Here is a 22,752-nt window from a genome sequence, read left to right on the forward strand (position 1 = left end):
GATGCGGCCTCTCGTGACGCAGGCATAACCCGCACCGTCCATCATCCTGGCTGCACGCCACCTACCTTTCCAATGAAGTTGCCGACCACGCTGAGCGAACCGTCAGCGAGCGCGAGCGGCAGCGCGGCAAGCCGCCGCGGCGCCGGCCCGAACACGACCTGCGCGCCCGCGCGTGGATCGTATTCGGAGTTGTGACACATGCACTTGAACACGTCCTTGTCGCCGACATCGCTCTTGACCCAGGCGGTGACTGGACAGCCGGCATGCGAGCAGATCGCCGAATAGGCCAGGATGCCGTCGACGGCACGCGCGCGGGTCTTCTCGTCGAGCTCGGCGGGATTGAGCCGGATGATCAGGATTTCGTTGAGGCGCGAGGCGCTGCGCACCACCGATGTGTTGGGATCCTTCGGCCACGCATGGACCGGCGGTCCACCGGCCGGGAGATCGGCCGCGGTGATGAGCTTTCCTTCCTGATCGCCTTCGGAGAAGACGAGGAGATCACCCTTCTGCGGACGTTCGTCGGAGCCTGGCGGATCCTCGCCCGCGCGCGCCTGCGTGGAACAACCAAGGCAGGCGGTCGTGGCGAGCGCGCCAAGCAGCAGCGTTCGCCGCGTCTGTTCTGTACCCGCGTCGACTTCAGGTTCCGCGGTGCTCTCGGAGGACGATGAGGAAGTGGTGTTGAATGATGCGCGCGACATGCACGTTAGCAGGCGCTGGAACTCTGCCGAAAAAAAGGCGGAGAATTGGCGCCGCAGCGCATCAATATGTCTTTGCTCGCTTTGGTTGAACGCAAATGAATGCGTTCCAGCGCAAATTTGCAATTGCAACGTCGCGTCGCGCGATCGGCATGATGATTTTGCAGATCAGACCGATGATGCCGGAATTGGTGCAACGCGTTATTGACCGCGCAGCGCAACCTCGAAGCGATACAACTGCACGTTTTGCAGGCAGACTTACTGCCGTCAGGACCGGAGCACGTGACGCGGCGCAGCGATGCGGCCGGCGATGGTCGCCGACGCCATCTCAAAACTGTCGGCGATGCGACGCGCCTTGTCGATGAAGAGCGCGGCCGCCGGCGGGGGACAGACCTCGCGCGCGGTCTGCTCGAACAGATCGAGCCAGCGGTCGAAATGATCGCCGACCAGCCTGAGCGGCACATGCGCCCGCATCGGCGAACCATGATAGCGGCCGCTCATCAACACGACCGACGACCAGAAATCCTTGAGTTTGGCGAGATGCTCATCCCAATTCTGCACGATCGCAAAGACCGGCCCCAGCAGCGCATCCTCGCGCACGCGTCCGTAGAAGCGGGTGACGAGCTCCCCGATCATCTCCTCGGTGATCCCGGTGCGCTCGATCGCATCCTGGGTCAGCAGGTTCCGGCGCGCGGCCGCCGCCTCGCGCTCGGCCTTCAGTCGATCCGACATGTCCTTCGTTATCCGTTCATTTGTTCCCGCAGGCCGCCCGTTCGACATTGTCGGGCCAATTGCGCGCGGCGTCTTTGTCGTAGCGCAAATTGCGGGGATCAGGCGGCGGATGCCGGGCACCCGCCGCCGGCGCCATCAGGCGCTATAGGTGTAGAAGCCCTGGCCGGTCTTGCGGCCGAGATGGCCGGCATCGACCATTTCCTTGAGCAAGGGGGCCGGACGGTATTTGGGATCGTTGAAGCCCTTATAGAAGACCTCCATCACCGAGAGCATGGTGTCCAGCCCGACGAGATCGGCGAGCGCCAGCGGCCCGATCGGATGGTTGCAGCCGAGCTTCATGCCGGCGTCGATCTCCTCGGCGGTCGCGATCCCTTCCTGGAGCGCAAAGATCGCCTCGTTGATCATCGGGCAGAGGATGCGGTTGACGGCGAAGCCGGGGCTGTTCTTGGCCGTGATCGCCACCTTGCCGACCCGCTTGGCGAAATCCAGCGCCTTGGCGTGGGTGTCGTCGGAGGTCTGCAAGCCGCGGATGAGTTCCAGCAGCGCCATCACCGGCACCGGGTTGAAGAAGTGCATGCCGATGAAGCGATCGGGACGATCGGTTGCGGCGGCAAGCTTCGTGATCGAGATCGAGGAGGTGTTGGTCGCGAGCAGCGTGCGCGGCGACAGCGTGGCGCAGAGGTCCTTCAGGATCTTGACCTTGAGCTCCTCGTTCTCGGTCGCGGCCTCGATGACGAGGTCGCAATCGGCGAGCTTCGCGCGGTCGGTGGTGCCGGCGATGCGCTTGAGAGCCGCCTCGCGATCGGCCGCCGACATCTTCTCCTTCTTGACCAGGCGCTCGAGGCTGCCGCCGACGGTCGACAGCCCGCGGTTCACCGCCGCATCGGAGATGTCGACCATCACGACCGAGAGCCCGGCCGCGGCACAAATCTGCGCGATGCCGTTCCCCATGGTCCCTGCCCCGATGATGCCAACCGTGTTGATCATTGCCTCGTATCCTTCATCCTTGCGGGCGTGCCAGACGGCCCGGCCCCATTGTTCCTGCATCAGGGTCTAGCACCGCCGCCGGGCGGGTGCGACCTGATCCTGCCCCTCCTTAAAGCATCCCAGGCGGGAATAAAGCCGCCATTCGGGCGCGAAACGGCATGATCTGGCGGCCTGGCAGCCGGTTTTCGCCGAATTTGCGCCTGCCCGGCGCGTCGCCGGCGGAAGAGCGGCGCAACGCACGATCTCCATCGATCAGACGATGCAGTGCCCGCCAGCGGGGTGTAATCGATGCGCAATGGCCAGCGCGACTGCTCCGCGACGCCATTGTGACATAGACCACATGGGCTTCGTGCCCCAGCTGTTAGCGTCGCACACATGAACAAACAGATTGCACTACCAATCGTTTTTAGCGCCCTGCTCGTCGCCACGCAAAGCCTGGCGGCCGAGACCAAGGGAGCCGGCTCAACCTTCGTTTCGCCCGTGATGGCGAAATGGATCGACGCATACAAGACGAAGACCGGCAACACCGTCAGCTATCAAGCGGTCGGCTCGAGCATCGGCGTCGGCCTGATCAAGAAAGAGGCCGTCGACTTCGGCGCAAGCGACATGCCGCTCGACGCGAAGGAGTTGGAAAGGCTCGGCCTCATGCAATTCCCGATCGTGATCGGAGGCGTCGTGCCGGTCGTCAATATCGACGGTGTCAAGCCCGGCCAGATCCGCTTCACCGGCCAATTGCTTGCCGACATCTATCTCGGCAAGCTGAAATCATGGAACGATCCGGTCATTCGCGCGATCAACCCCGACATCAGGCTGCCGAACACGCCGATCACGGTGATTCATCGCACCGACGGATCCGGCACGACGTTCAACTGGTCGAACTACCTCTCGAAGGTCAGCCCGCAGTGGAAGACGAGCGTGGGCGAAGGCACCTCGGTCGAGTGGCCGCTTGGTCTCGGCGGCAAGGGCAATGACGGTGTCGCCTCGCTGGTCAGCCTCGTTCCCGGCTCGATCGGCTATCTCGAATACACTTACGCGCTGCAACGGCTCGACAGGATTTCCTTCGGCGTCGTGCAGAACAGCGCCGGAAATTTCGTCGTCCCCGACGCCGCATCGTTCCAGGCCGCGGCCTCGAGCGCGGACTGGAAGGCGGAGAAGGATTTCCATCTCGTGCTCACCAACGCGCCCGGCGAAGACGCCTACCCCATCACGGCCACGACGTTCGTGCTGATGCCGAAGGCGCCGAAATCCGAGGAACGATCGGGAGCGGCCATCGACTTCATGCGCTGGTCGCTGGAGAACGGAAAGGCTCAGGCCGAGACGCTCAATTACGTGCCGCTGCCGGCCGCCCTGGTCGACCAGATCGAGCGCTACTGGGAGCAGAGCCTTGGTGCGCCCACGATTTCGGCATCGGCTGCAGTCAAGCGCTGAGGCTCGAAGCAAGTCTGGCCAGAGATCAATCGCCGGCAGGCCATCCCCCGCTGGAACTTTGCGCGCGTCGAGCACGTTGAGCTGGCACCGGGCCTGAACTCGGCCGGTTGGAGGCCTTGCGATCTTTTCCGACGATGAAGACATCGACCACGGTGACCTCAGGAGCTCTGTAACCCCCTGGGTCACGAGCGGCGGACCAGACGTTCGACCCGTCATCGGAAGCTTCGCATGCGACGTCCTCGTTATCGGTGCGGGGATCACCGGCGCCATGGTCGCCGAAAGCTTCACCCGTCGCGGGCACGAGGTCGTCGTCATCGACCGGGAAACTCCCGGACACGGCAGTACCGGCGCCAGCACCGCGATGTTGCTCTGGGAAATCGATCGACCTTTGTCCGAGCTTACCCAGGCTTACGGATTCGAACGTGCGGCGCGTTGCTACACGGCGAGCCTCCGCGCCGTCCAGGGCTTGTTGTCGTTGACGCGCCACTATCGCATCCCATGCCACATCAGAGACCGGCTTTCACTCTACCTTGCAGTTGACGACAGCGGAAAATCCCTGAGAGAGGAGTCTGATCTGAGAGCGCGCGCCGAGTTGCCCGGCGTATTTCTCGATCACGCGTCACTGCTCCGCCGGTTCGAGGTTGCCCGTGCGGGTGCGATTCTGTCGCCGCTTGCCGCAGATGCCGATCCTGTCGAGCTCACTCACGGACTTCTGAAGATCTCCATCGGACGGGGGGCCCTTGTCCGGCAAGCCAACGCGACGGCTTTCGAAAGCGCCGGCTCCAAGGTCGCCGTTGGCCTCGACGGCGGCCACGAGATCGAGGCGAACCGCGTGGTGTTGTGTACGGGTTACGTGATGCCCAGCATCGTGCGTCCGACCATCCAGCGCCCGGCCTCGAGCTGGGCCATTGCCACAGAGCCTCAGCCTCTAAATCTGTGGCCCGAGGACGCGCTGATCTGGGAAGCGAGCCATGACTACCACTATGCCCGCAGCACGTCGGACGGCCGGATCATCTTCGGCGGTGAGGATGATGATTCCGCGATAGAACCGCAGGCGCGCGAAGCGCTCACCTCTGCCAAGCGGGAACGCCTGAGGCAGAAGCTTGGGGCGCTTTGGCCTCGATCATCCCACAAGATCGACTATTGCTGGTCGGGGGCGTTCGACACGACGCAGGACGGATTGCCGCTCATCGGCGCGGTGCCCGGCCAGAAGAACATTTTCGCCGCCTATGGCTACGGCGGCAACGGCATTACGTTCAGTTATCTTGCGGCTGAACTGCTCGCGACGTTTTGCTCCGGAGGCAATTCTCCGCTACTCGACGACTTCGCGATCGATCGCACCGCCTGAGCAGACCGACCATCGAAGCGTTCCATATGGGACATCTCGGGGCGGAGCCACCGAAGAGCGAATCACGGCTCAGATCACGTCCCGGAAGCCTGCATAACACGGCACCGACGTTCTTTTTTTGGATGAATCGCGTTTTCAAATCGTTCCTGCCCGGTATTCTGTCGTTGAACAAGACTCGCAGGGACCAGTCCGTGAAGCGATTGCGCGGCCTCGACGTCGACGAACCGGAGGCATTCTGCCCGACGCCGAAGCGTCCGGCCGGATGAACGATTTCGCGCGATCCATCGGCGCCGCGCTCACGCTGATCGGCGAGGCCGACGCCGAGCTGCTCGGCATCGTCGCGCTGTCCGTTCGTGTCAGCCTGACCGCCGGCATCGTCGCGCTGCTCATCGGCGCGCCCTTCGGGGCGCTGCTCGCGATCACCCGATTCCGCGGGCGACAAGTCGTCATCGTGCTGACCAATGCTCTGCTCGGCCTGCCGCCGGTCGTGGTCGGGCTTGCGCTCTATCTTCTGCTGTCGCGGTCCGGCCCGCTTGGTGCAGCCGGACTGTTGTTCACGCCGACCGCCATGGTGATCGCGCAGACCCTGCTCGCGACCCCGATCGTGGTCGCGCTGGTGCACCGGCCGGCGAGCCTGCTTTGGGCGGAGTATGGCGACCTCGCGCGGATCGACGGACTATCGACGCTTCGCAGCATCGGCTTGCTGTTCGCGCTCGGCCGAACGTCGCTGCTGACGGCCTTTCTCGCGGCTTTCGGGCGCGCGATCGCCGAGGTCGGCGCCATCATCATCGTCGGTGGCAACATCCGCGGCTTCACGCGCACGATGACGACCGCGATCGCGCTGGAGACCAGCAAGGGCGACCTGCCGCTGGCACTCGGGCTCGGACTGATCCTGCTCGCGCTCAGCGTGGCGGTGTCGACCGTCGCCTTCCTGCTAGTGGGACGCGTTGGGGAAAAATAGCTGCTCGCCGCCGACCTTGTAGCCGGCGATCGCGTCTTGGCCCTTCGGCGAGACCAGCCAGTCGATGAAGGCCTGTCCGTCCTTCGCCTTCACGTTCGCATGCATGGCCGGATTCACCAGCATGACGCCGTACTGGTTGAACAGCCGCTTGTCGCCCTCGGTCAGGACGGCAAGCTCGCCCCGGTTCTTGAACGACAGCCAGGTGCCGCGGTCCGACAGAACATAAGCATTCGACGACGAGGCCATGTTCAGCGCCGGACCCATGCCCTGCCCGATCTCGCGATACCAGCTGTCCTTGCCGGCACCGATGTCGACGCCCGCCTCCTTCCACAATCTCAGCTCCGCCGCATGGGTCCCGGACTTGTCGCCGCGCGAGATGAACGGCGCCTTCGCCGCCGCGATCTTGCGCAGCGCATCCGCGACGTCCTTGCCGCCGGAGATCTTTGCGGGATCGCTCTTCGGACCGACAATGATGAAGTCATTGTACATGACATCAAAGCGCTTCACGCCCTGCCCCTCGGACATGAACTTGTCCTCGGCCGGCCTGTCATGCACGAACACCACGTCGGCATCGCCGCGCCGCCCGATATCGAGCGCCTGGCCGGTGCCGACGGCAACGACCTTCACCTCGATGCCCTCGGCCTTCGAGAACAACGGCAGCAGGTAACCGAACAGGCCCGACTGCTCCGTCGACGTCGTCGAGGCCACCGTGATGGTGCGATCCTGCGCGAATGCGCATGTCGACCAGAACAGGACCGCTGCGATGGCGGCAAGCTTTCTCATTGCGTTGTCCTCACTCTCCTGATGTTTGAACTTAGGCGGGAAGGATGACGCGGGGAAGTCCGACGTTCGACGCAGGATCAGCGGCCGGGGCAGTACCGCATGACGTTGCGGTAGCCCTGCGCTCCGGCTCCTTCACCCCCTGCTCTTGCCAGGCAACCCAAAGCTTGTCGTCGGAGCTTCAGGACGACCGCAGCTTTTCGATGATGGCCGTCACCTCGTTCAGCTGGGCTTTGGCCGTGGCCAGCAGATCGAGCAGATCGCGCGCCGACTGGGCTGATCCGCCAGCGGTGGCCTGATCGATCACGCTCAAGCCGTCGGTGAGACGCGAGATGATTTGCACGAGTTCATCGCGGCGCGCCTCAAGGTCCGCAAGCGTTGCGTCAAAGCGCTCGTCGAGCCGGGCGCCTTGCAACGAGCGGATCGGAACGATCCTGTCGTCGGGAGGATCGGACATGCGCGTGCTTTGCATTGCTGTCCCGCCCATCCTAGGCGCGACCGCCCGCAACCCGGCGGTGGTGCGTTGTCGCATCCGACACGGCAGTCGCGTTGCCCTTTCCCGCGCGGTGGACGCACGGATGTTCTGCAATTGGTCCCACCTACATTGACATCGATGTGACGGCCGGGGCATTTTTTTGCATTGCTGGCGAATCAGCGATTGCCTCACGCCGAGTACCTCTTGGACAACTCCCTGTGCTTTCGAGACTGATATCGTTGCTGCGCCGCATTCCTGCGGTGAAATGGGCGTTCACCCGGCTTAGGCCCTTGCCTCACGGCGGCAGCATCGATGTCGCGCCGATCGCGGCAAGCGATTCGCCCGCAACCGTTGCCGACATCGCAGAAGCTGTTCCGGCTCCCGACAGCATCAGCACGAGCCCGCAGCGCAGTGACAGCGAGATCGCCGTTGCGGCTCCGGTCGCTGAAGAGGGCGCCGCTATCTCTGTCATCCCCGAGAGCCCGTCCGCAGCGCCAACTGATATCACCGTCGCTGATGATTCATCCTTGGAAGCGCCGACAGAGGTCGAGGTGGTCGTCGTCGAAGAGGTTTCGGTCTCGTCAGTCGAGGTGGAGAGCGCGGCCGTTGATGCTCATGAGCTCGTCAGCAGCGATCCGCCCGCGGAGCCTGAGACCAGCGTCGCACCCGTCGTCGTAGAAGAAACACCGGTCCTCGTTGTCGAGATCGAGAGCGAGCCGGTCGTTGCACCCGAGCTCGTCGGCAGCAACCCACCTACGGAACTCCCGGTGAACGCTGAACCCGTCATCGTTGAAGAGGTCCGGCTATCGCCTGTCGAGGCCGAGAGCCGGCAGGCCGACGTTTCCGAGCCCGTCATCTGCAGCGATCCATCTCCCGAACATTCGACCGAGGTGGAGCTCGTCGTCGCACAGGAGACGCTGGTCTCGTCTATCGACATCGAGATCGCTCCGGTTGATGCCCCCGTTCTCACCGTCAACGACGACACCTCCTCTGACGTCGCTGATGTTGAGCCGGCTGTCGTGGAGGACCCGTGTGTCGCGCTTGCGGACAGCGACGTCTCGGCAGAGGAGGTCTCCGAGAGCAGCATCGACAGCGTTGCCATCCCTATCGTCGCGATGGAGATCGAGCCGGTCGCGGCCAACGATCCCGCCTCGGTCGCAGCGATCGCCGCGGAGAATTTCTCTGCCGACACAGCAAGCGTCGTCACGCATGTCGCGCCGGAGCCGATCCTCGAGTCTCCCGCTCCGGTGATCCCCAGCGCGCCGAAGACGCGCGCAAAGGTCGTGGAACCCGTCGACCGCGCCACGTTGATCCGGCAGCGCTGGACGGAGACCGGGATCAGGATGTGGAATCCGCGGCTTCTCGGCGCCGGCGACGCCACGCTGAACATCCAGGGCCGCGTCGAGCTGCTACCGCCCGCGCCCGGCGAGACCATGCCGCGCTACGACAAGCTCGAATTCAGGATGTCGGGCGGGCAGATCGTCTGTGAGGGCGTCGTCGTCGAGGCGCCCGCGTCGGCGGGTCACCGCAGCTTTACCCGGCTCGCCGAGCCGCGTAACCTCGACCTGACCCGCGAACCGGTACGGGAACGCCAGGCCGCTCTCGCCTGACCCTTGTCCTCTGCAACCATGCCCGCCATATGCTAGGCTGACGCCTTGGACATGGGAGGCTGCATGCCAGCAAGATCATTGCGTCTGGTCGTGATCGCCGCCCTCTGCATCTCGCAAGGGGCCTTTGCGGCGTCCAGCAAACGCCCACACCATGTGCCCGCCACCGATCCGGCCGCGCCCTACAAGGCCGACCGGCTCTCCAACTCGCGCGGCCAGACGATCCTCAACACGCCGGGCCAGACCACCGTGCTGACGCGTCAGGTCCTCGACGACATGAAGGCGACGACCCTCCGCGACGCCATGCGCTCGACCGCCGGCGTGACGATCGGGCGCTAGACTTCGCGCGGCTTCGCGTTCAGGGGATCGGATAGCCCTTGACCCACTCCAGCGCCGACGGCAGCGTTTGCGCGATCGTTGGCCGGTCGACGTGCTTGGCGTTGCGCACGAACAGGAACTGGTAGTGGTAGTCCTTCTCCGCCAGCACCTTCGCCATCAGCGCGTTCGACAGGGTCCAGTCGTGCATGCCGTCGGGAATGGTGGGGTTCGGATAGAACAGGTCCTGGTCGCCGCCGAAAAACCAGAAGCGGATCGGCTTCGCCGGCGCGGCGACGATCAGCGGCACGCCGGGCGGCTCGGCCGGCGTGAGCACGCCGGCCTTTGATATGAGGTTGGGACCGGCCGGCCCCGTCCATGTGCTGTGATATTCCCAAGCGCCGCCACGCAGCGACGGATCGTGCGGCCACTGCTGGTTGACCATCGTCGGCGAGAAGGCCAGCACGCGGTGATAGAGATCGGGATAGAACCACGCCATGGTGAAGGCCGCAGCCCCGCTCGAGCTCAGCCCCATAGTCGCGCGCCCGTCCGGATTCCTGGTCAGCTTGACGTCGGCATTCTTTTCGACCAGCGGCAGCACCTCGCGCTCGACGAATTGCGCATACGCGCCTGACACCGCGTCATATTCGCGGCCACGCTGGCTGCCCTGCGCATCCTGGCCGCCGTTGCCGATCTGGATCGCGATCATCGGCGGCACGCGGCGCTGCGCGATCAGATTATCGAGCGTCGTGGCGAGATCCTTGTAGGCGTTGGAGCCGCCGTCGCCGACCACGATGAACGGCGCCTCGGTGCCGCGCACATATTGCGCCGGCACGTAGACATCGATCGTGCGCGACCAGATTCCAGGATGGCTGGTGGTGACGATCATGTGCGACTTTTCATCCGGCGCGGTGACGGTCGTCATGATCGAGGAATTGGTGCAGCCGGCGACGTCGTCGCGGATCAGGCCGGGATTGTAGATCGTGCTCTCCTTCGACGTCAGCGTGAAGGATTTTGTCGTGCCGCGTGGTACGCCTTCCTTCGCAATCGTCTCCGGCGCGGGATTGTGGGTGGGCCCGATGATGAAATTGCCCTCGGCGCCGGGCGGCGGCAGCGTTCCGTCGGGCAGCTCGGTCGCGCGCGGATAGTTGGGGTTCGAGGGATCGCGCGTCGGCGGTGTCGTCTTGAAATCCAGGCCCGCCGTGTCGATGAAGAACGGTGCCGCCTTGTCGATGGTGTTGGCCCCGGGCGGCACAGCCATGTTCTGGGTGACGCAGGCCGGCTGCGACACTGCAATTGAAGTGAAGGAGAGGAGGGAAATCAGCGTCCCCGCGAGGACGGAGAATGAATTGGTCATTTCAGCTCCCGGTGCCGACAAGTCTTTCTGGCTCGCCTTGACGCAAAGTATGGCGGGCCGCCTGCGCGCGGTCAAACAGCAAGCGGCCGCATTCCAGCGATAGCCGCCATGCTCAAACCGAACGGCGACCGCTATTCCGTGCATGCCCATGAATTTTTCCGGATACGAGGCCGTTGCTGCCGCAGCTCGCACGACGTAGCTTGCGCGCCGGCCGTGCTGCGCAAAAGGCGCGCACAGTCGAAACGAACAAGAACACTTCGGGAGGCAACCTATGAAGAAGCTCGCGGCCACGCTATGTGCGCTGGCGTTCCTCGCAACGGGCGCACAGGCGCAGACCATCAAGGATTTCCTGGCGGCGGTCATGCAGAAATGGACGGCGCCATTCGATCCGTTCCAGCTGATCGGCAACATCTATTATGTCGGTACCGACGGCATTGCCGTTTATGTCATCAAGACATCGGAGGGCCTGATCCTGATGGACACGGCGATGCCCCAGTCGACCGACATGATCAAGGACAACATCGCGAAGCTCGGCCTCAAGGTCGCCGACATCAAGATCATCCTCAACACGCATGCGCATCTCGACCACACCGGCGGCTTCGCCGAGATCAAGAAGGAGACCGGCGCACAGCTCGTTGCCGGTGAGCGCGACAAGCCGCTGCTCGAAGGCGGCTACTATCCAGGCGACGAGAAGAACGAGGACCTCGCCTTCCCCGCGGTGAAGGTCGACCGCACGGTGAAGGAAGGCGACAAGGTCACGCTCGGCGACACCACGCTGACGGCACATGCAACGCCCGGCCACTCGCCGGGCTGCACGAGCTGGGAGATGACCGTCAAGGACGGTGGCCAGGACCGCGAGGTGCTGTTCTTCTGCAGCGGCACGGTGGCGCTGAACCGGCTGGTCGGCCAGCCGACCTATGCCGGCATCGGTGATGATTACCGCGCGACCTTCGCCAAGGCCAAGGCAATGAAGATCGACGTGCTGCTCGGACCGCATCCGGAAGTCTATGGCATGCAGGCCAAGCGTGCGGAGATGAAGGACGACGCACCGAACCCGTTCGTCAAGCCGGGCGAGCTCGCAACCTACGCAACCAGCCTGTCGGAGGATTTCGACAAGCAACTCGCCAAGCAGACGGCGGCATTGGAGAAGAAATAACGGCCGTTTGCCCTCTCTTCACCTCTCCTCCCGCGGGGAGAGGTGAAGCGCGCGCGTCGGCTGACCGCGCGGCCATGCGCCGTCGCCGACGTGAAAAGCCAAGATCTCGCATGGTTAGCAGATCGTAGCTGCGGGTGGCCCCGGGCGAGGCGTGCCTGAGACACGCGCCTCGGCCGCCGGATATTCTTAACACGGTCTCACCAATGCACGCGGCTGGAAAATCCCGTGGCCGCGCGCAACCTGCGCTGGCTTTTCGTGCAGCCCCACCTAACGCGAACTTTACCCCCGTCGTGCAAGTTCGCCACCGTTTTGAAGGGATCCGGGGCGCGTATTGCAATGCCTGTCGCCAATTTGAAGTCTCAGCTCGCCGCCGCGATGCGGCTGTTTCGCGTGCCGGCCGATAACTCGGACCTGACGCGCGCGCAGTTCGACGCCTTCTCCAAGCAGATCCCGCTGCTCTATTTCATCTTGATGAGCAACACGATCGCCGTCGCCTACACCTATGTCAACGTGGCGCCGGACTGGCTGACGTTGATCGTGCCGAGCGTCCTCACCGTGCTCGCCGCGCTTCGGACCTTCTGGTGGCTGCGCCAGCGGCACCTCGTGCGCAGCGATGCCGATATCCTGCGCAATCTGCGCGCCACCAACTGGATGACATTGCCGATCGGCGCCGGCTTCACCGCATGGTCCTTTGCGCTGTACCCTTACGGCGATGCCTTCGCCAAGAGCCAGGTCGCCTTCTACATGGCGGTGACCGTGATCGGCTGCATCTTTTCGCTGATGCATCTGCGTTCCGCGGCGTTGATCGTGACGCTCGTCGTCGACGTTCCCTATGTGCTGTTCTTCTGGGCCACCGGCGAACCGACGCTGAAGGCGATCGCGGTCAACAACCTGCTCGTGTCGGGCGCGATGGTGACGGTGCTGTTCATTTACTACCGCGACTTCGCCGACCTCGTCTCCAGCCGCAAGTCGCTGCTGGCGCAGCAGGCGGCGACGCAAGCGCTCTCGGACGAGAACTTCCGCCTCGCCAATCTCGATTCCCTCACCGAGCTGCCGAACCGCCGCCGCTTCTTCGCCGAGCTGTCGAGCGCCTTCACCGACGCCGAGCGCAGGCGCGTTCGCGTCGCGGTGGGGATCATCGACCTCGACGGCTTCAAGCCGATCAACGACAATTACGGCCATTCGGTCGGCGATCGCGTCCTGATCGAAGCCGGGCGCCGCATCCGCGAAGTTTGCGAAGGCTTCGGCCCGCAGCGGGTGGAATTTGCCAGGCTCGGCGGCGACGAGTTCGGCCTCGTGGTCTGCGGCGATCCCGAAGATGACGATCTGATGCGGCTCGGCCAGCGCATCGGCGAACAGGTCAAGCTGCCCTACCAGCTCGACACCGCCCATACCGGGCTATCCTGCTCGATCGGCTTCGCGCTGTTCCCAAGCTCGGCGACCAGCTCCGAAGCGCTCTATGAATGCGCCGACTACTCGCTCTATCATGCCAAGCGCCATCTGCGCGGCCGTACCGTGATCTTCTCGAGCGAGCTCGAGGCCGAGATCCGCAGCCGCGGCGTCATCGAGAACTTGCTCCGCACCGCCGATTTCAGCACCGAGATGGATCTGGTGTTCCAGCCGATCGTGGACGCCATGAGCGAGCACACCGCCGGCTTCGAAGTCCTGGCGCGCTGGCACAGCTCCCGCCTCGGGCTGGTCTCACCGGCCGACTTCATTCCGGCCGCAGAGCGCATCGGCCTGATCCGGCCGCTGACGCAGGCGCTGCTGGCCCGCGCTCTCGTGACGGCAAGGAGCTGGCCCGACCACATCCGCCTGTCGTTCAACCTCTCCGCTCACGATGTCTGCGCAGCCGAGGGGATTTTGCCGCTGATCTCGATCATCGAGAAGAGCGGGTTGCCGCCGCACCGGATCGACTTCGAGATCACCGAGACCGCCGTCACCTTCGACTTCGTGCGCGCGCAGCAGTCGATCGCGACGCTGAAGGCCATGGGCTGCGGCATTTCACTGGACGATTTCGGCACCGGTTATTCCTCGCTGAGCCACGTGCATCGGCTGCCGCTCGACAAGATCAAGATCGATCGCAGCTTCGTCGCAGACATCAACGAAAATCCGGTGAGTCACAAGATCATCAAGTCTCTCGCCGGCCTGTGCGACGACATGGAGATCGCCTGCGTTGCCGAGGGCGTCGAAACCCGCGCCCAGCTCGACAGCCTGCGCCGCCTCGGATGCGACTTCATCCAGGGCTACTACTTCGCAAAGCCGATGTCGGGCGATGCGATCGGTGACTATCTCGCAAAGGAACGCCAGCGTCTCGGCGACGCCAAGGTCGTGGCCTGAAGGCCAGATTTCTCCGCACGCGCAGCGCTGATAAATTAAATTGCTGCCCGTCAATCGTCCGCTTCACATGCGTCGAAACGCCCTCCGGAGCCATCACACCGCGCAGTAGCGCTCCTGGATGTCCTTGTCCGCCAGCAGTGCCGCGGCGCTGCTTTGATGCACGACCTCGCCCTGGTCGATGATCACGGCGCGGTCGGCCAGCCGCAGGGCCCATTCGACGTTCTGCTCGACCAGCAGCAGTGTCTTGCCTTCGTCGCGCAGGCGGCGGAACAGCACGCCCATCTCCTCGACCAGGACAGGCATGATGCCTTCCGAGGGCTCGTCGAGCAGGATCATCTTGGGCTTTGCGATCAGCGCGCGGGCGATCGCGAGCATCTGTTGCTCGCCGCCTGAAAGCGTGACGCCCTCCTGATCGAGGCGTTCCTTCAGGCGCGGAAAGGTTTCGGCGATCTCGTCGATCGCGGCGCGCTCCTCGATCTCGCTTCCGGCCGCGACCAGGCCGAGCCGCAAGTTCTCGCGCACGGAGAGCCCGGGAACGATGCGGCGCTCCTCGGGCACATAGGCCAAACCGAGGTGGAATCGCTGATGAGCGCGGAGCGGCAGCAGCTCCCTGCCCACAAAGCGCACGCGGCCGGCGGCCTTCGGCATCAGACCCATCATCGACCGCAAGGTCGTGGTCTTGCCGGCGCCGTTGCGGCCGACGAGAGCTACCACCTCGCCCTCCTTCACGTGCAGGGAGATGCCGTGCAGGATATGGCTTGCGCCATACCAGGCGTGGAGATCATTGATTTCGAGCAGCGCGGTCTCAGCCATAACCTTCACTCTGTCCGAGGTAAACCCGCCGGACTTCCGGGTTGCTCCTGATCTCGTCGGGCGCGCCGTCCGCCAGCAGACGGCCGTGATGCAGCACCACGACACGCTTGGACAGGCCGAGCACCATTTTCATCTTGTGCTCGACCAGCAGCACCGTGCGCTTCTCCGCGAGCCGCTCGAGCAGCGCGACCATGTCCTTGGTCTCTTCCGGACCCATGCCGGCGGTGGGCTCGTCGAGCAGGAGCAGCTCGGGCTCAGAGACCAGCGCGATCGCGATCTCCAGCGCGCGCTGCTGGCCGTGCGAGAGGAATTTTGCCAATTCAGCGCGCTTGCCGAGCAGTCCGACCGCCTCAAGCGCCGCGTCGGCGCGTGCGTTCAGCTCCGTGAGCCGGGCGCGGTTGCGCCAGATGTCGTAGCTCACGGTCAGCGCCTGCGCCGCCACGCGCACATTCTCGTGCACGGACAAGTCCGGAAAGATGTTCGTGATCTGGTAGGAGCGCGAGATGCCCTGATGCACGAAGCGGTGCTGCGGCAGGCCGTTCAGCTCGCGGCCCCTGAAGTGCAGCGTGCCCGACGTCGGGGTCAGCGCGCCGGAGAGAATGTTGAAGAAGGTGCTCTTGCCAGCGCCGTTCGGCCCGATGATCGAGGTGAGCTGTCCCGCCGCAAAGGACACGGTAATGTCTTCGAGCGCGACGAAGCCGCCAAAACGCTTGCCGACCCCCTCGACGCGAAGCAGTTCGCCGCTCATGGCCGCGCCTTTCCGATGCCGAGCGTGTCGAGCAGCGTTCCCCAGATCCCCTTGGGCAGGAACAGCACGAACAGCACGAAGATCGCGCCGACGAAAATCTGCCAGTGCGGCGTCCAGAGCGAAATGACGTCCTCCAGGATCAGGAAGCTCGCCGCCCCGACGAAGGGCCCGAAGAAGCTGCGCGCGCCGCCGAGCAGCACCATCATCACGATCATGCCCGATGTCTGGTAGTGCAAAAGGTCCAGCGGTACGATCGACAGGTGCAGCGCCAGCATGCAGCCGCCAAGCGAGGAGATCGCACCCGACAGCATGAACACGATCAGCTTGCTACGCTCGACGTCATAGCCGCACGCCCGCGCCCGCTGCTCGTTTTCGCGGATGGCCTCGATGACGGCGCCGAACGGCGAGTTCAGGATCCGCGACTGGAACCACATCGCGAGCGCCGCGAAGGCCATCAGCACGTAATATTTGTTGACGGGGTCGAGGAAATTGATGGGGAAGCCGAACAGGCTGATGCGGTCGACGGTGAAGCCGCGCAGGCCGTTCTCGCCGCCCGTGAAGGACGAGGCCTGCAGCGCGACGTAGTAGACAAGCTGGGCCAGCGCCAGCGTCACCATGGAAAAATAGATGCCGCGGGTGCGCGTCGAGACGATGCCGATTGCGGCGGCAAGGCCGGTGCTCAGGAGGACGGCGATCGGCACCGCGGCGAACCAGGGCACGCCGTAGCGGCCGATCGCAATGCCGGTGAAGTAGGCGCCCGCGCCGAAGAACGCCGCCTGCCCGAACGACAGCAGCCCCGTGTAACCGAACAGCAGATTGTAGCCCATCACCACGACGCCGTAGATCAGGACGTTGACGGCCAGCGCCTGCGACGGCAGCAGCCAAGGCAGCACGGCCAGCACCGCAATCGACAGCAGCACGCGCTGCTCGAGAAGCCAACTAAGCCCGCTGGACGAGGGCTTGGCGACCGCTTCGCCGCTCGATGGTGACGTCACGCGGTCCTCCCTCTCACGCCGAACAGGCCTTGCGGGCGGATCAGCAGCACAATCGCCATCAGCGCGAACATGACGATGGTCGCCATTTCAGGCGCGAACAGCGCCACCAGGCTGATGGAGATGCCGACCATGAGGCCGGCGACGACCGCGCCGACGATCGAGCCGAGCCCGCCGATCACGGTCACGACGAAGGCCTCCGCCAGTACCAGCGAGCCCATCTCCGGATTGACGCTGCGCATGGGACCCGCGAGCACACCGCCCAGCGCGGCAAGTCCGACGCCAAGGCCAAAAATCGCGAGCCAGACCCGGCCGATATCGACGCCGAGCACCTGCATGATGGTGGGATCGCGGGCGCCCGCGCGCACAATGAGGCCGATGCGGGTCTTCTCCAGCGTCAGCCAGAGCACCAGCAGCACCACCGCCACCAGCGCGATGACGAACAGGCGGTAACGCGGGAAGAAGCCGATGCCGAGATCGAGCACGCCGACGAGCTGTGGCGGGGTCGGAAACGGAATGCCGTCGCTGCCGAACACGATGCGCACGCCCTCGACCAGGATGTAGCTGAGGCCGAAGGTGAGCAGCAGCGGATCGTCGATCGAGCGTCCATAGAGCCTGCGGATCAGGACGAGCTCGATCAGCATGCCGAACGCGCCGATCAAGATGGGAGCGAGCAGCAATCCCCACCAGAAACTGCCGGTGAGCGATGCCAGATACAGCCCCGCATAGGCTCCGATCATGAACAGCGCACCATGGGCGAAATTGACCACCCCGAGCATGCCGAACACGATGGTCAGTCCAAGCGCAGTGATTACCAGTACCGCCCCAAGGGCGATCCCGGAAAGAAGCTGCATGATGATCAGCGACAGGTCCATCGGCCAGGCTTCAGGTCGCGTGACCGAGCTCGCTGCAGCTGCGCAGCATATCGTCGGAGCCCGAATCGTTGGCGAGAATCGCGAACAGATCGTTGTCGTTCGCCATCGCCGACTTCTTCTTGGACTCCAGCACCAGCACCGACTGCACCGACTGGTGGTCGCATTTGCGGTAGTGCTGCGGGCCCTTGGTCAAGTCATATTGCAGCTTCTCGAGGGCATCGATGACCTTGTCGGTGTCGGTGCCCCCGGCAGCCTGCATGGCTGCCAGCAGCGATCCGACGCCGGAATAGCCATAGGCGCCGTAATCGGTCGGGATCGCGCCGCCATTGGCAGCCTTGAATGCTGCGTTGAAAGCGGCTGCCGACTTGCTCTGCGTCTCCAGGCCCCAGTAGTAATTGGCGCCACCGACCACGCCCTCGAACACGTCGGGGCCGACCGCGAGCCGCTGGTTGTGCAGGATGACGGGCACCACGATCTTCATCTGCTGCTTGACGCCGAAATCCACGGCCTGCTTGATCGCGTTGGCCTGGTCCCGGCCGAAATTGGAGATGCAGAGCACGTCCGGCCGCATCGACATCAGGCGCGGCATGAAGGTGGAATAGTCGGCCGCGCCGAATGGATGCAGGATCTCGCCGACATTGTCCGCGCCGATCGCCGCCTGCGCGCGCTTGAAGCCGCGCAGCATCTCATGGCCATACGCATAGTCGGCCACGAGATGGGCGACCTTCATCCCCTTCTTCAGGGTCTGCCGCGCCACGGCAGCGGTCGTCATGTGCGGGTTCAGCGCCTCATGGAAGGTGTATTTGCTGAAGTCCTTGGCCTCGTTGATCGTATCGGACTGGCTGATCGAGACGTAGATCACGCCGCGGGCGCGGGTCACCTCGTTGACGGCGAGCTGCACCGCGCTGGAAAGCGCGCCCACCACGGCGTGGACCTTGTCCTTCTCGATCAGCTCCAGGGTCCGGGTCGCGGCCTCACCGGCATTGAGCTTGTCGTCACGCACCAAGAGCTCGACCTTGCGGCTGCCGATGCCGCCCTTGTCGTTGACGAGCTTGACGGCAAGCTCAGCGCATTTGACCTGATCGCGCGCCTCAGCGGCGAACGGTCCGGTCAGCGGCGTCGGGAAGCCAATGCGAATCGTCTCGTCCGCGGCGCGGCCGAGACGCGGCATGGCGAGCAGGCCGGCGCAGGCGGAGAGGCCAGCGAGCGCAGTGCGGCGGGATATTGTCGAGGTCGAACCGGATTTGGGCATGATTTCCTCCAACTGTCTTTTTTCTAGAAACGCTTCAGGGCCTTCAGGACTTTTATGGGCGTGATCGGGATCGAATTGATCGTCGCGCCGAACGGCGCGAGCGCGTCGTTGACGGCGTTGAGAACGCAGGCGGATGCCGCCGCCGTGCCGGCTTCGCCAACCCCCTTGGCTCCGAGCACGGTGTCGGCGGTCGGCGTCTCGACATGGCCGATGACGATGTCGGGCATCTCCATCGGCATCGGAACGAGGTAGTCGGCGAGCGAGCCGTTCATGAGCTGACCAGTCTCGCTGTAGCGGCACTCCTCGAACAGCGCCGCACCCAGCCCCTGCACGATGCCGCCGCGCAGCTGCTCGTCCACCAGCATCGGATTGATGACGCGGCCGCAATCCTCGACGATGAAGTGCTTCAGCACCTTGATGAAGCCGGTCTCGACGTCGACCTCCAGCGAACAGCCCTGAATGCCGTTGGTGAAGGCGAACGGATAGCCCTGGGGCGCGAAGTGATGGCTGACGGTGAGCTGTGCCTGTGTGCCGGGCGGCAGCGTGTCGGAGCGGAAATAGGCGATGCGCGCGATCTCCGAGATCGGCATCCGCTGGTTCCGCGTCGCTGCATCCACCACCTGACCATCGATGATGTCGAGCGCGGACGGCTGCTCCTGGAGGATCAGCGCGGCGATCTCCAGAATGTTGCGCTTGAGAACGCGCGTCGCCTGAAGCGCGGTCTCGCCGCCGATGCCGGCGCCGCGGCAAGCCCAGGTGGCGCCGCCATGCGGTGTCACTTCGGTATCTCCGGTGATGACCTTGACGTGCTCCTGCGCGAGACCGAGCTGGTCGGCCACGATCTGGCTGATGATCGCCTCGGTTCCCTGCCCCTGCTCGGTGACCGAGATCAGGCAGCGGACCTCGCCCGATGGCGTCAGGCTGAGGATCGCACCGTCCTGCGACGAGATGCGCGCACCGCCGACGCCGTAGAAGGCCGGGCTGGGATTGGTGATCTCGACGAAGGCCGCAATGCCGATGCCGCGATAGATGCCGCGCTTGCGCAAGTCGGCCTGCTCGGCGCGCAACGCCTCATAACCCATCATCTCGTGCAGGCGCTTCAGGCAGGAATGGTGTGACAGCGCCTCGAAGCGATAGCCGGTCGGCGAGGTCTGCGGATAGGCATCGTCAGCGATAACGTTCTGCGCGCGGATGGCGAAGGGATCGAGGCCAACCTTCGCCGCGGCCATGTCGACCAGCCGCTCGGTGACGGCGCAGGCAATGGGATGGCCGACGGCGCGATACTGGCTGGTCTGCACCTTGTTCTGGAAGATCACCTCCAGTGTGGCCCGATAGTTCTTGAAACGATAGGGCGCGCCGATCAGGCGGATCACCTGGTTGCCTTCGACCACGCTGGTGCGCGGATAGGTCGAGAACGCGCCGATCGCGGTCAGGTCCAGCACGTCCATCGCCAGGATCTCGCCCTTCGCATCGAGCGCCATGCGGGCGCGGACGCGATGATCGCGGGCGTGGATGTCGGAGACAAAGGACTCGATCCGGTCTGCGACGTATTTGACGGGACGGCCGAGCAGGATCGAGAGGCCGACCACCGCCATGTCCTCGTGATAGACATGCAGCTTCATCCCGAAGGAGCCGCCGATGTCGGTCGCGATGACGCGAACGCGGGCCTCGGGGATACCATAGTGGCGCGAATAGAGATCCTGGAACTGGTAGGGCGTCTGCGTCGCGTGATGCACGGTCAGCGCATCGGCGGCGGGATCGTAGTCGGAGACGATGGCGCGCGGCTCCAGCGTCACCGCGGTGTGGCGGCCGAAGGAGAACTCTTCTTCCACCACGTGCGCGGCATGCGCAAAGGCGTCGTCAACGGCGCCATTGTCGAGCTGGGCCCGGAAACAGGTGTTATTGACACTGCCCGGATTGATCAGCGGGCCACCAACCTCTCGTGCACTGTCGATATCGACGACGACAGGGAGGTCCTCGTAATCGATCTCGATCAGCTCCAGCGCATCTTCCGCAAGCGCCCGGCTCTCGGCGACGACGGCCCACCACAGCCTGCCCGGCCCAGACCACGCGGTCGAGCGGCAATGGCAATTGCGGAGCCGACGTCATGCCCTTGAAGTGGTCGAGCGTGCCGGTCCAGGGCGTGCAGATCTTTGCGAGGTCCTCGCCGGTGGCAACGAGATGCACCCCTTCGAGTACGCGCGCTTGCTCGGTATTGATGGCGACGATCTTTGCGTGCGCATGCGGACTGCGCAGAAAGGCGGCATGGAGCATACGCGGCAGGCGAAGGTCGCTGACATAGCGTCCGCGGCCGGCGAGCAGCCGCTTGGCGTTCGGGCGCGGCACGGAGCGGCCGATATAGGAATTCGGGCGGTCGAGCGAGGTCAGCGGCGCGCTCATGTCGCGCCTCCGCTTTCTTTGCGCGCTTTGGCCACCGCGCCGATGGCGTCCACGATCGCCTCATAGCCGGTGCAGCGGCAGTAATTGCCCGACAGCGCATCGCGAATTTCATCGCGGCTGGGCAGCGCCACCTGCGAGAGCAACTCGTGCGCATTGACCAACATGCCCGGCGTGCAGAAGCCGCATTGCAGCGCGTTGCGGCGATGGAATTCGGCCTGGAGATCGGCGATCGCACCGCTCTCGGTAAGGCCTTCAATGGTATTGATCTTGGCGCCATCGGCCTGCACTGCAAAGATCAGGCAGGAATGCACGGCACGATTATCGAGCTGCACGAGGCAGGCGCCACAGGCGCCCATCTCGCAGCCGGCATGCGTGCCGGTCAGTTCGAGCGCGTTGCGCAGGCAATCGACCAGCGTCTCGCGCGGCGCCACCTCGCAGGCGACCTTGCGGCCATTGACGACGAAGCGGACCCGCACCGTCTCGTCCGCGTCGTCCAGAAGGGTTTCGTCAAACCCGCTCATGCGCCCTCACCCAGACGTCCGAGCAGGCGGCCGAGCAGCACGCGGGCGAGATGCAACCGCATCGCCGGCGGCACCTCGTCGCTGTCAGGCGGCGCGAGATCGCCTTCGAGCGCAGCTTGTGCGGCGTTGATGCGTTCTGCATCGAGGCTTGAGCCGATGAGGGTCGCCTCAGCCCCCTTCACGCGCGTCGGCGTATTGCCGACGGAGAAGAAGGAGATGCGGATATCGTCGATGCGCTCTCCGGTGCAGGTCGCAAGCATGCCGCATCCGACCAGAGCATAGTCCCCGCGCCGGCGCGCCAGCTCGTCGAACGCAAAGCGCTGATCGGCCTTGAACAACGGAACGTAGATCGCGGTGATCAACTCGCCGGGCTGCAACGCGGTCTCGAACAACTCGACGAAGAAGTCATCGGCTTTCACACGCCGGCTGCCGGAAGGGCCGGCGATCTCGATCTCGGCATCGAGCGCCAAGGTCATCGCCGGGAATTCCGAGGCAGGATCAGCGAGCGCAATGCTTCCGCCGAAGGTGCCGCGATTGCGGATCGCGGGATGGGCGACGAAGGGGGCGGCCGCATGCAGCAGCGGCGCGAACTCGGCGATCAGCGGCTCGCTCAGCATCTCGCAGTGACGGGTTAGCGCACCGATGCGCAAATAACCGCCTTCGCGCCTGACGCCGCGCAGCTCGTGGATGTGGGTGATGTCGATCAGCAGCCGCGGCGCCTGCAGACGCAGCGACAGCGCCGGCACGAGGCTCTGGCCGCCGGCAATGAAGCGTGCGTCATCGCCGGCGCGGGCATGAGCATCCAGCGCCTGGTCGATCGTCGCAGCACGAAAATAGCTGAAAGCCCTCGCCTTCACCGCCGTTTCCTCGAGATCCGTCGGCTCATCAGCCGGGATGCCAGATTTGTAACCATCTGGTCTCAAAATCCTGACACGCCGCCGGGAGGCGGTCAACAGGAAATGACCATTTG

General features: G+C 64.5%; 20 protein-coding genes and 1 pseudogene. 7 read left to right on the plus strand and 14 right to left on the minus strand.

The features are described from left to right. Window positions 1–41: 41 nt before the first annotated feature. From ACKWRH_RS32515 to ACKWRH_RS32525, 3 genes are all read right to left on the minus strand, one after another. Window positions 42–698, minus strand: coding sequence for a QcrA and Rieske domain-containing protein (locus ACKWRH_RS32515; protein ID WP_445216833.1), 657 nt, complete (start codon window positions 696–698; stop codon window positions 42–44). A 264-nt stretch (window positions 699–962) separates the two neighbouring features. Next, window positions 963–1,427: a group III truncated hemoglobin gene (locus ACKWRH_RS32520; protein WP_212488807.1), complete on the minus strand. Its 465-nt coding sequence runs from the start codon at window positions 1,425–1,427 to the stop codon at window positions 963–965. Between the two features lie 135 nt (window positions 1,428–1,562). Then, a complete protein-coding gene (locus ACKWRH_RS32525) occupies window positions 1,563–2,414 on the minus strand; it encodes a 3-hydroxybutyryl-CoA dehydrogenase (RefSeq protein WP_445216834.1) in 852 nt (283 codons plus the stop codon). A 375-nt stretch (window positions 2,415–2,789) separates the two neighbouring features. On the opposite strand from ACKWRH_RS32525, the gene pstS reads away from it, so the two are divergent. From pstS to ACKWRH_RS32540, 3 genes are all read left to right on the plus strand, one after another. Further along, a complete protein-coding gene (pstS, locus tag ACKWRH_RS32530; protein ID WP_445216835.1) occupies window positions 2,790–3,842 on the plus strand; it encodes a phosphate ABC transporter substrate-binding protein PstS in 1,053 nt (350 codons plus the stop codon). A 268-nt stretch (window positions 3,843–4,110) separates the two neighbouring features. Then, a complete protein-coding gene (locus ACKWRH_RS32535) occupies window positions 4,111–5,190 on the plus strand; it encodes an NAD(P)/FAD-dependent oxidoreductase (RefSeq protein WP_445216836.1) in 1,080 nt (359 codons plus the stop codon). Window positions 5,191–5,452: 262 nt separating this feature from the next. After that, on the plus strand, window positions 5,453–6,151 hold the full coding sequence (locus tag ACKWRH_RS32540; protein ID WP_085405650.1) for an ABC transporter permease: 699 nt from the start codon (window positions 5,453–5,455) through the stop codon (window positions 6,149–6,151). Here ACKWRH_RS32540 and ACKWRH_RS32545 read toward each other — a convergent pair. Next, complete coding sequence (locus ACKWRH_RS32545) at window positions 6,125–6,934, minus strand: substrate-binding domain-containing protein (RefSeq protein ID WP_445216837.1); 810 nt, start codon at window positions 6,932–6,934, stop codon at window positions 6,125–6,127. The two genes, ACKWRH_RS32540 and ACKWRH_RS32545, sit on opposite strands and share 27 nt — an antisense overlap. Window positions 6,935–7,112: 178 nt before the next feature. Next, window positions 7,113–7,463: a hypothetical protein gene (locus ACKWRH_RS32550; protein WP_445216838.1), complete on the minus strand. Its 351-nt coding sequence runs from the start codon at window positions 7,461–7,463 to the stop codon at window positions 7,113–7,115. A 17-nt stretch (window positions 7,464–7,480) separates the two neighbouring features. Here ACKWRH_RS32550 and ACKWRH_RS32555 point away from each other — a divergent pair, with 17 nt between their 5' ends. Beyond that, on the plus strand, window positions 7,481–9,016 hold the full coding sequence (locus ACKWRH_RS32555; RefSeq protein WP_445216839.1) for a hypothetical protein: 1,536 nt from the start codon (window positions 7,481–7,483) through the stop codon (window positions 9,014–9,016). A 63-nt stretch (window positions 9,017–9,079) separates the two neighbouring features. After that, complete coding sequence (locus ACKWRH_RS32560) at window positions 9,080–9,352, plus strand: TonB-dependent receptor plug domain-containing protein (RefSeq protein ID WP_445216840.1); 273 nt, start codon at window positions 9,080–9,082, stop codon at window positions 9,350–9,352. A 19-nt stretch (window positions 9,353–9,371) separates the two neighbouring features. Here the strand turns inward: ACKWRH_RS32560 and ACKWRH_RS32565 are convergent, their stop codons facing one another. After that, window positions 9,372–10,685 (minus strand): alpha/beta hydrolase, encoded by a 1,314-nt coding sequence (locus tag ACKWRH_RS32565; protein WP_445216841.1) that lies wholly within the window; start codon window positions 10,683–10,685, stop codon window positions 9,372–9,374. A gap of 271 nt (window positions 10,686–10,956) precedes the next feature. Here ACKWRH_RS32565 and blaBJP point away from each other — a divergent pair, with 271 nt between their 5' ends. Then, the gene (blaBJP, locus tag ACKWRH_RS32570) at window positions 10,957–11,841 is read left to right on the plus strand and encodes a BJP family subclass B3 metallo-beta-lactamase (RefSeq protein ID WP_445216842.1); all 885 of its coding nucleotides are present in this window, start codon (window positions 10,957–10,959) and stop codon (window positions 11,839–11,841) included. 336 nt (window positions 11,842–12,177) lie between these two features. Next, entirely contained in the window at window positions 12,178–14,181 is a 2,004-nt protein-coding gene (locus tag ACKWRH_RS32575; protein WP_445216843.1) for a putative bifunctional diguanylate cyclase/phosphodiesterase, read from the plus strand. A gap of 93 nt (window positions 14,182–14,274) precedes the next feature. Here ACKWRH_RS32575 and ACKWRH_RS32580 read toward each other — a convergent pair whose 3' ends face one another. From ACKWRH_RS32580 to ACKWRH_RS32615, 8 genes and pseudogenes are all read right to left on the minus strand, one after another. Beyond that, window positions 14,275–14,994 (minus strand): ABC transporter ATP-binding protein, encoded by a 720-nt coding sequence (locus ACKWRH_RS32580; RefSeq protein WP_445216844.1) that lies wholly within the window; start codon window positions 14,992–14,994, stop codon window positions 14,275–14,277. Then, entirely contained in the window at window positions 14,987–15,742 is a 756-nt protein-coding gene (locus ACKWRH_RS32585; protein ID WP_085405619.1) for an ABC transporter ATP-binding protein, read from the minus strand. The genes ACKWRH_RS32580 and ACKWRH_RS32585 overlap by 8 nt, the downstream gene beginning before the upstream one ends. After that, a complete protein-coding gene (locus ACKWRH_RS32590) occupies window positions 15,739–16,737 on the minus strand; it encodes a branched-chain amino acid ABC transporter permease (RefSeq protein WP_445216845.1) in 999 nt (332 codons plus the stop codon). The genes ACKWRH_RS32585 and ACKWRH_RS32590 overlap by 4 nt, the downstream gene beginning before the upstream one ends. Next, a complete protein-coding gene (locus tag ACKWRH_RS32595; protein WP_028152185.1) occupies window positions 16,734–17,609 on the minus strand; it encodes a branched-chain amino acid ABC transporter permease in 876 nt (291 codons plus the stop codon). The genes ACKWRH_RS32590 and ACKWRH_RS32595 overlap by 4 nt, the downstream gene beginning before the upstream one ends. 10 nt (window positions 17,610–17,619) lie before the next feature. After that, the gene (locus ACKWRH_RS32600; protein ID WP_445216846.1) at window positions 17,620–18,861 is read right to left on the minus strand and encodes an ABC transporter substrate-binding protein; all 1,242 of its coding nucleotides are present in this window, start codon (window positions 18,859–18,861) and stop codon (window positions 17,620–17,622) included. 23 nt (window positions 18,862–18,884) lie between these two features. Next, window positions 18,885–21,261, minus strand: a pseudogene (locus ACKWRH_RS32605) (xanthine dehydrogenase family protein molybdopterin-binding subunit). Next, window positions 21,258–21,782: a (2Fe-2S)-binding protein gene (locus ACKWRH_RS32610; protein WP_445216847.1), complete on the minus strand. Its 525-nt coding sequence runs from the start codon at window positions 21,780–21,782 to the stop codon at window positions 21,258–21,260. The pseudogene ACKWRH_RS32605 and the gene ACKWRH_RS32610 overlap by 4 nt, the downstream one beginning before the upstream one ends. Further along, window positions 21,779–22,639 carry an FAD binding domain-containing protein gene (locus tag ACKWRH_RS32615; RefSeq protein ID WP_445216848.1) on the minus strand — a complete coding sequence of 287 codons (861 nt, stop codon included), beginning with the start codon at window positions 22,637–22,639 and terminating at the stop codon, window positions 21,779–21,781. The genes ACKWRH_RS32610 and ACKWRH_RS32615 overlap by 4 nt, the downstream gene beginning before the upstream one ends. Window positions 22,640–22,752: the final 113 nt, after the last annotated feature.

This window comes from Bradyrhizobium sp. Pa8 (assembly GCF_052588265.1).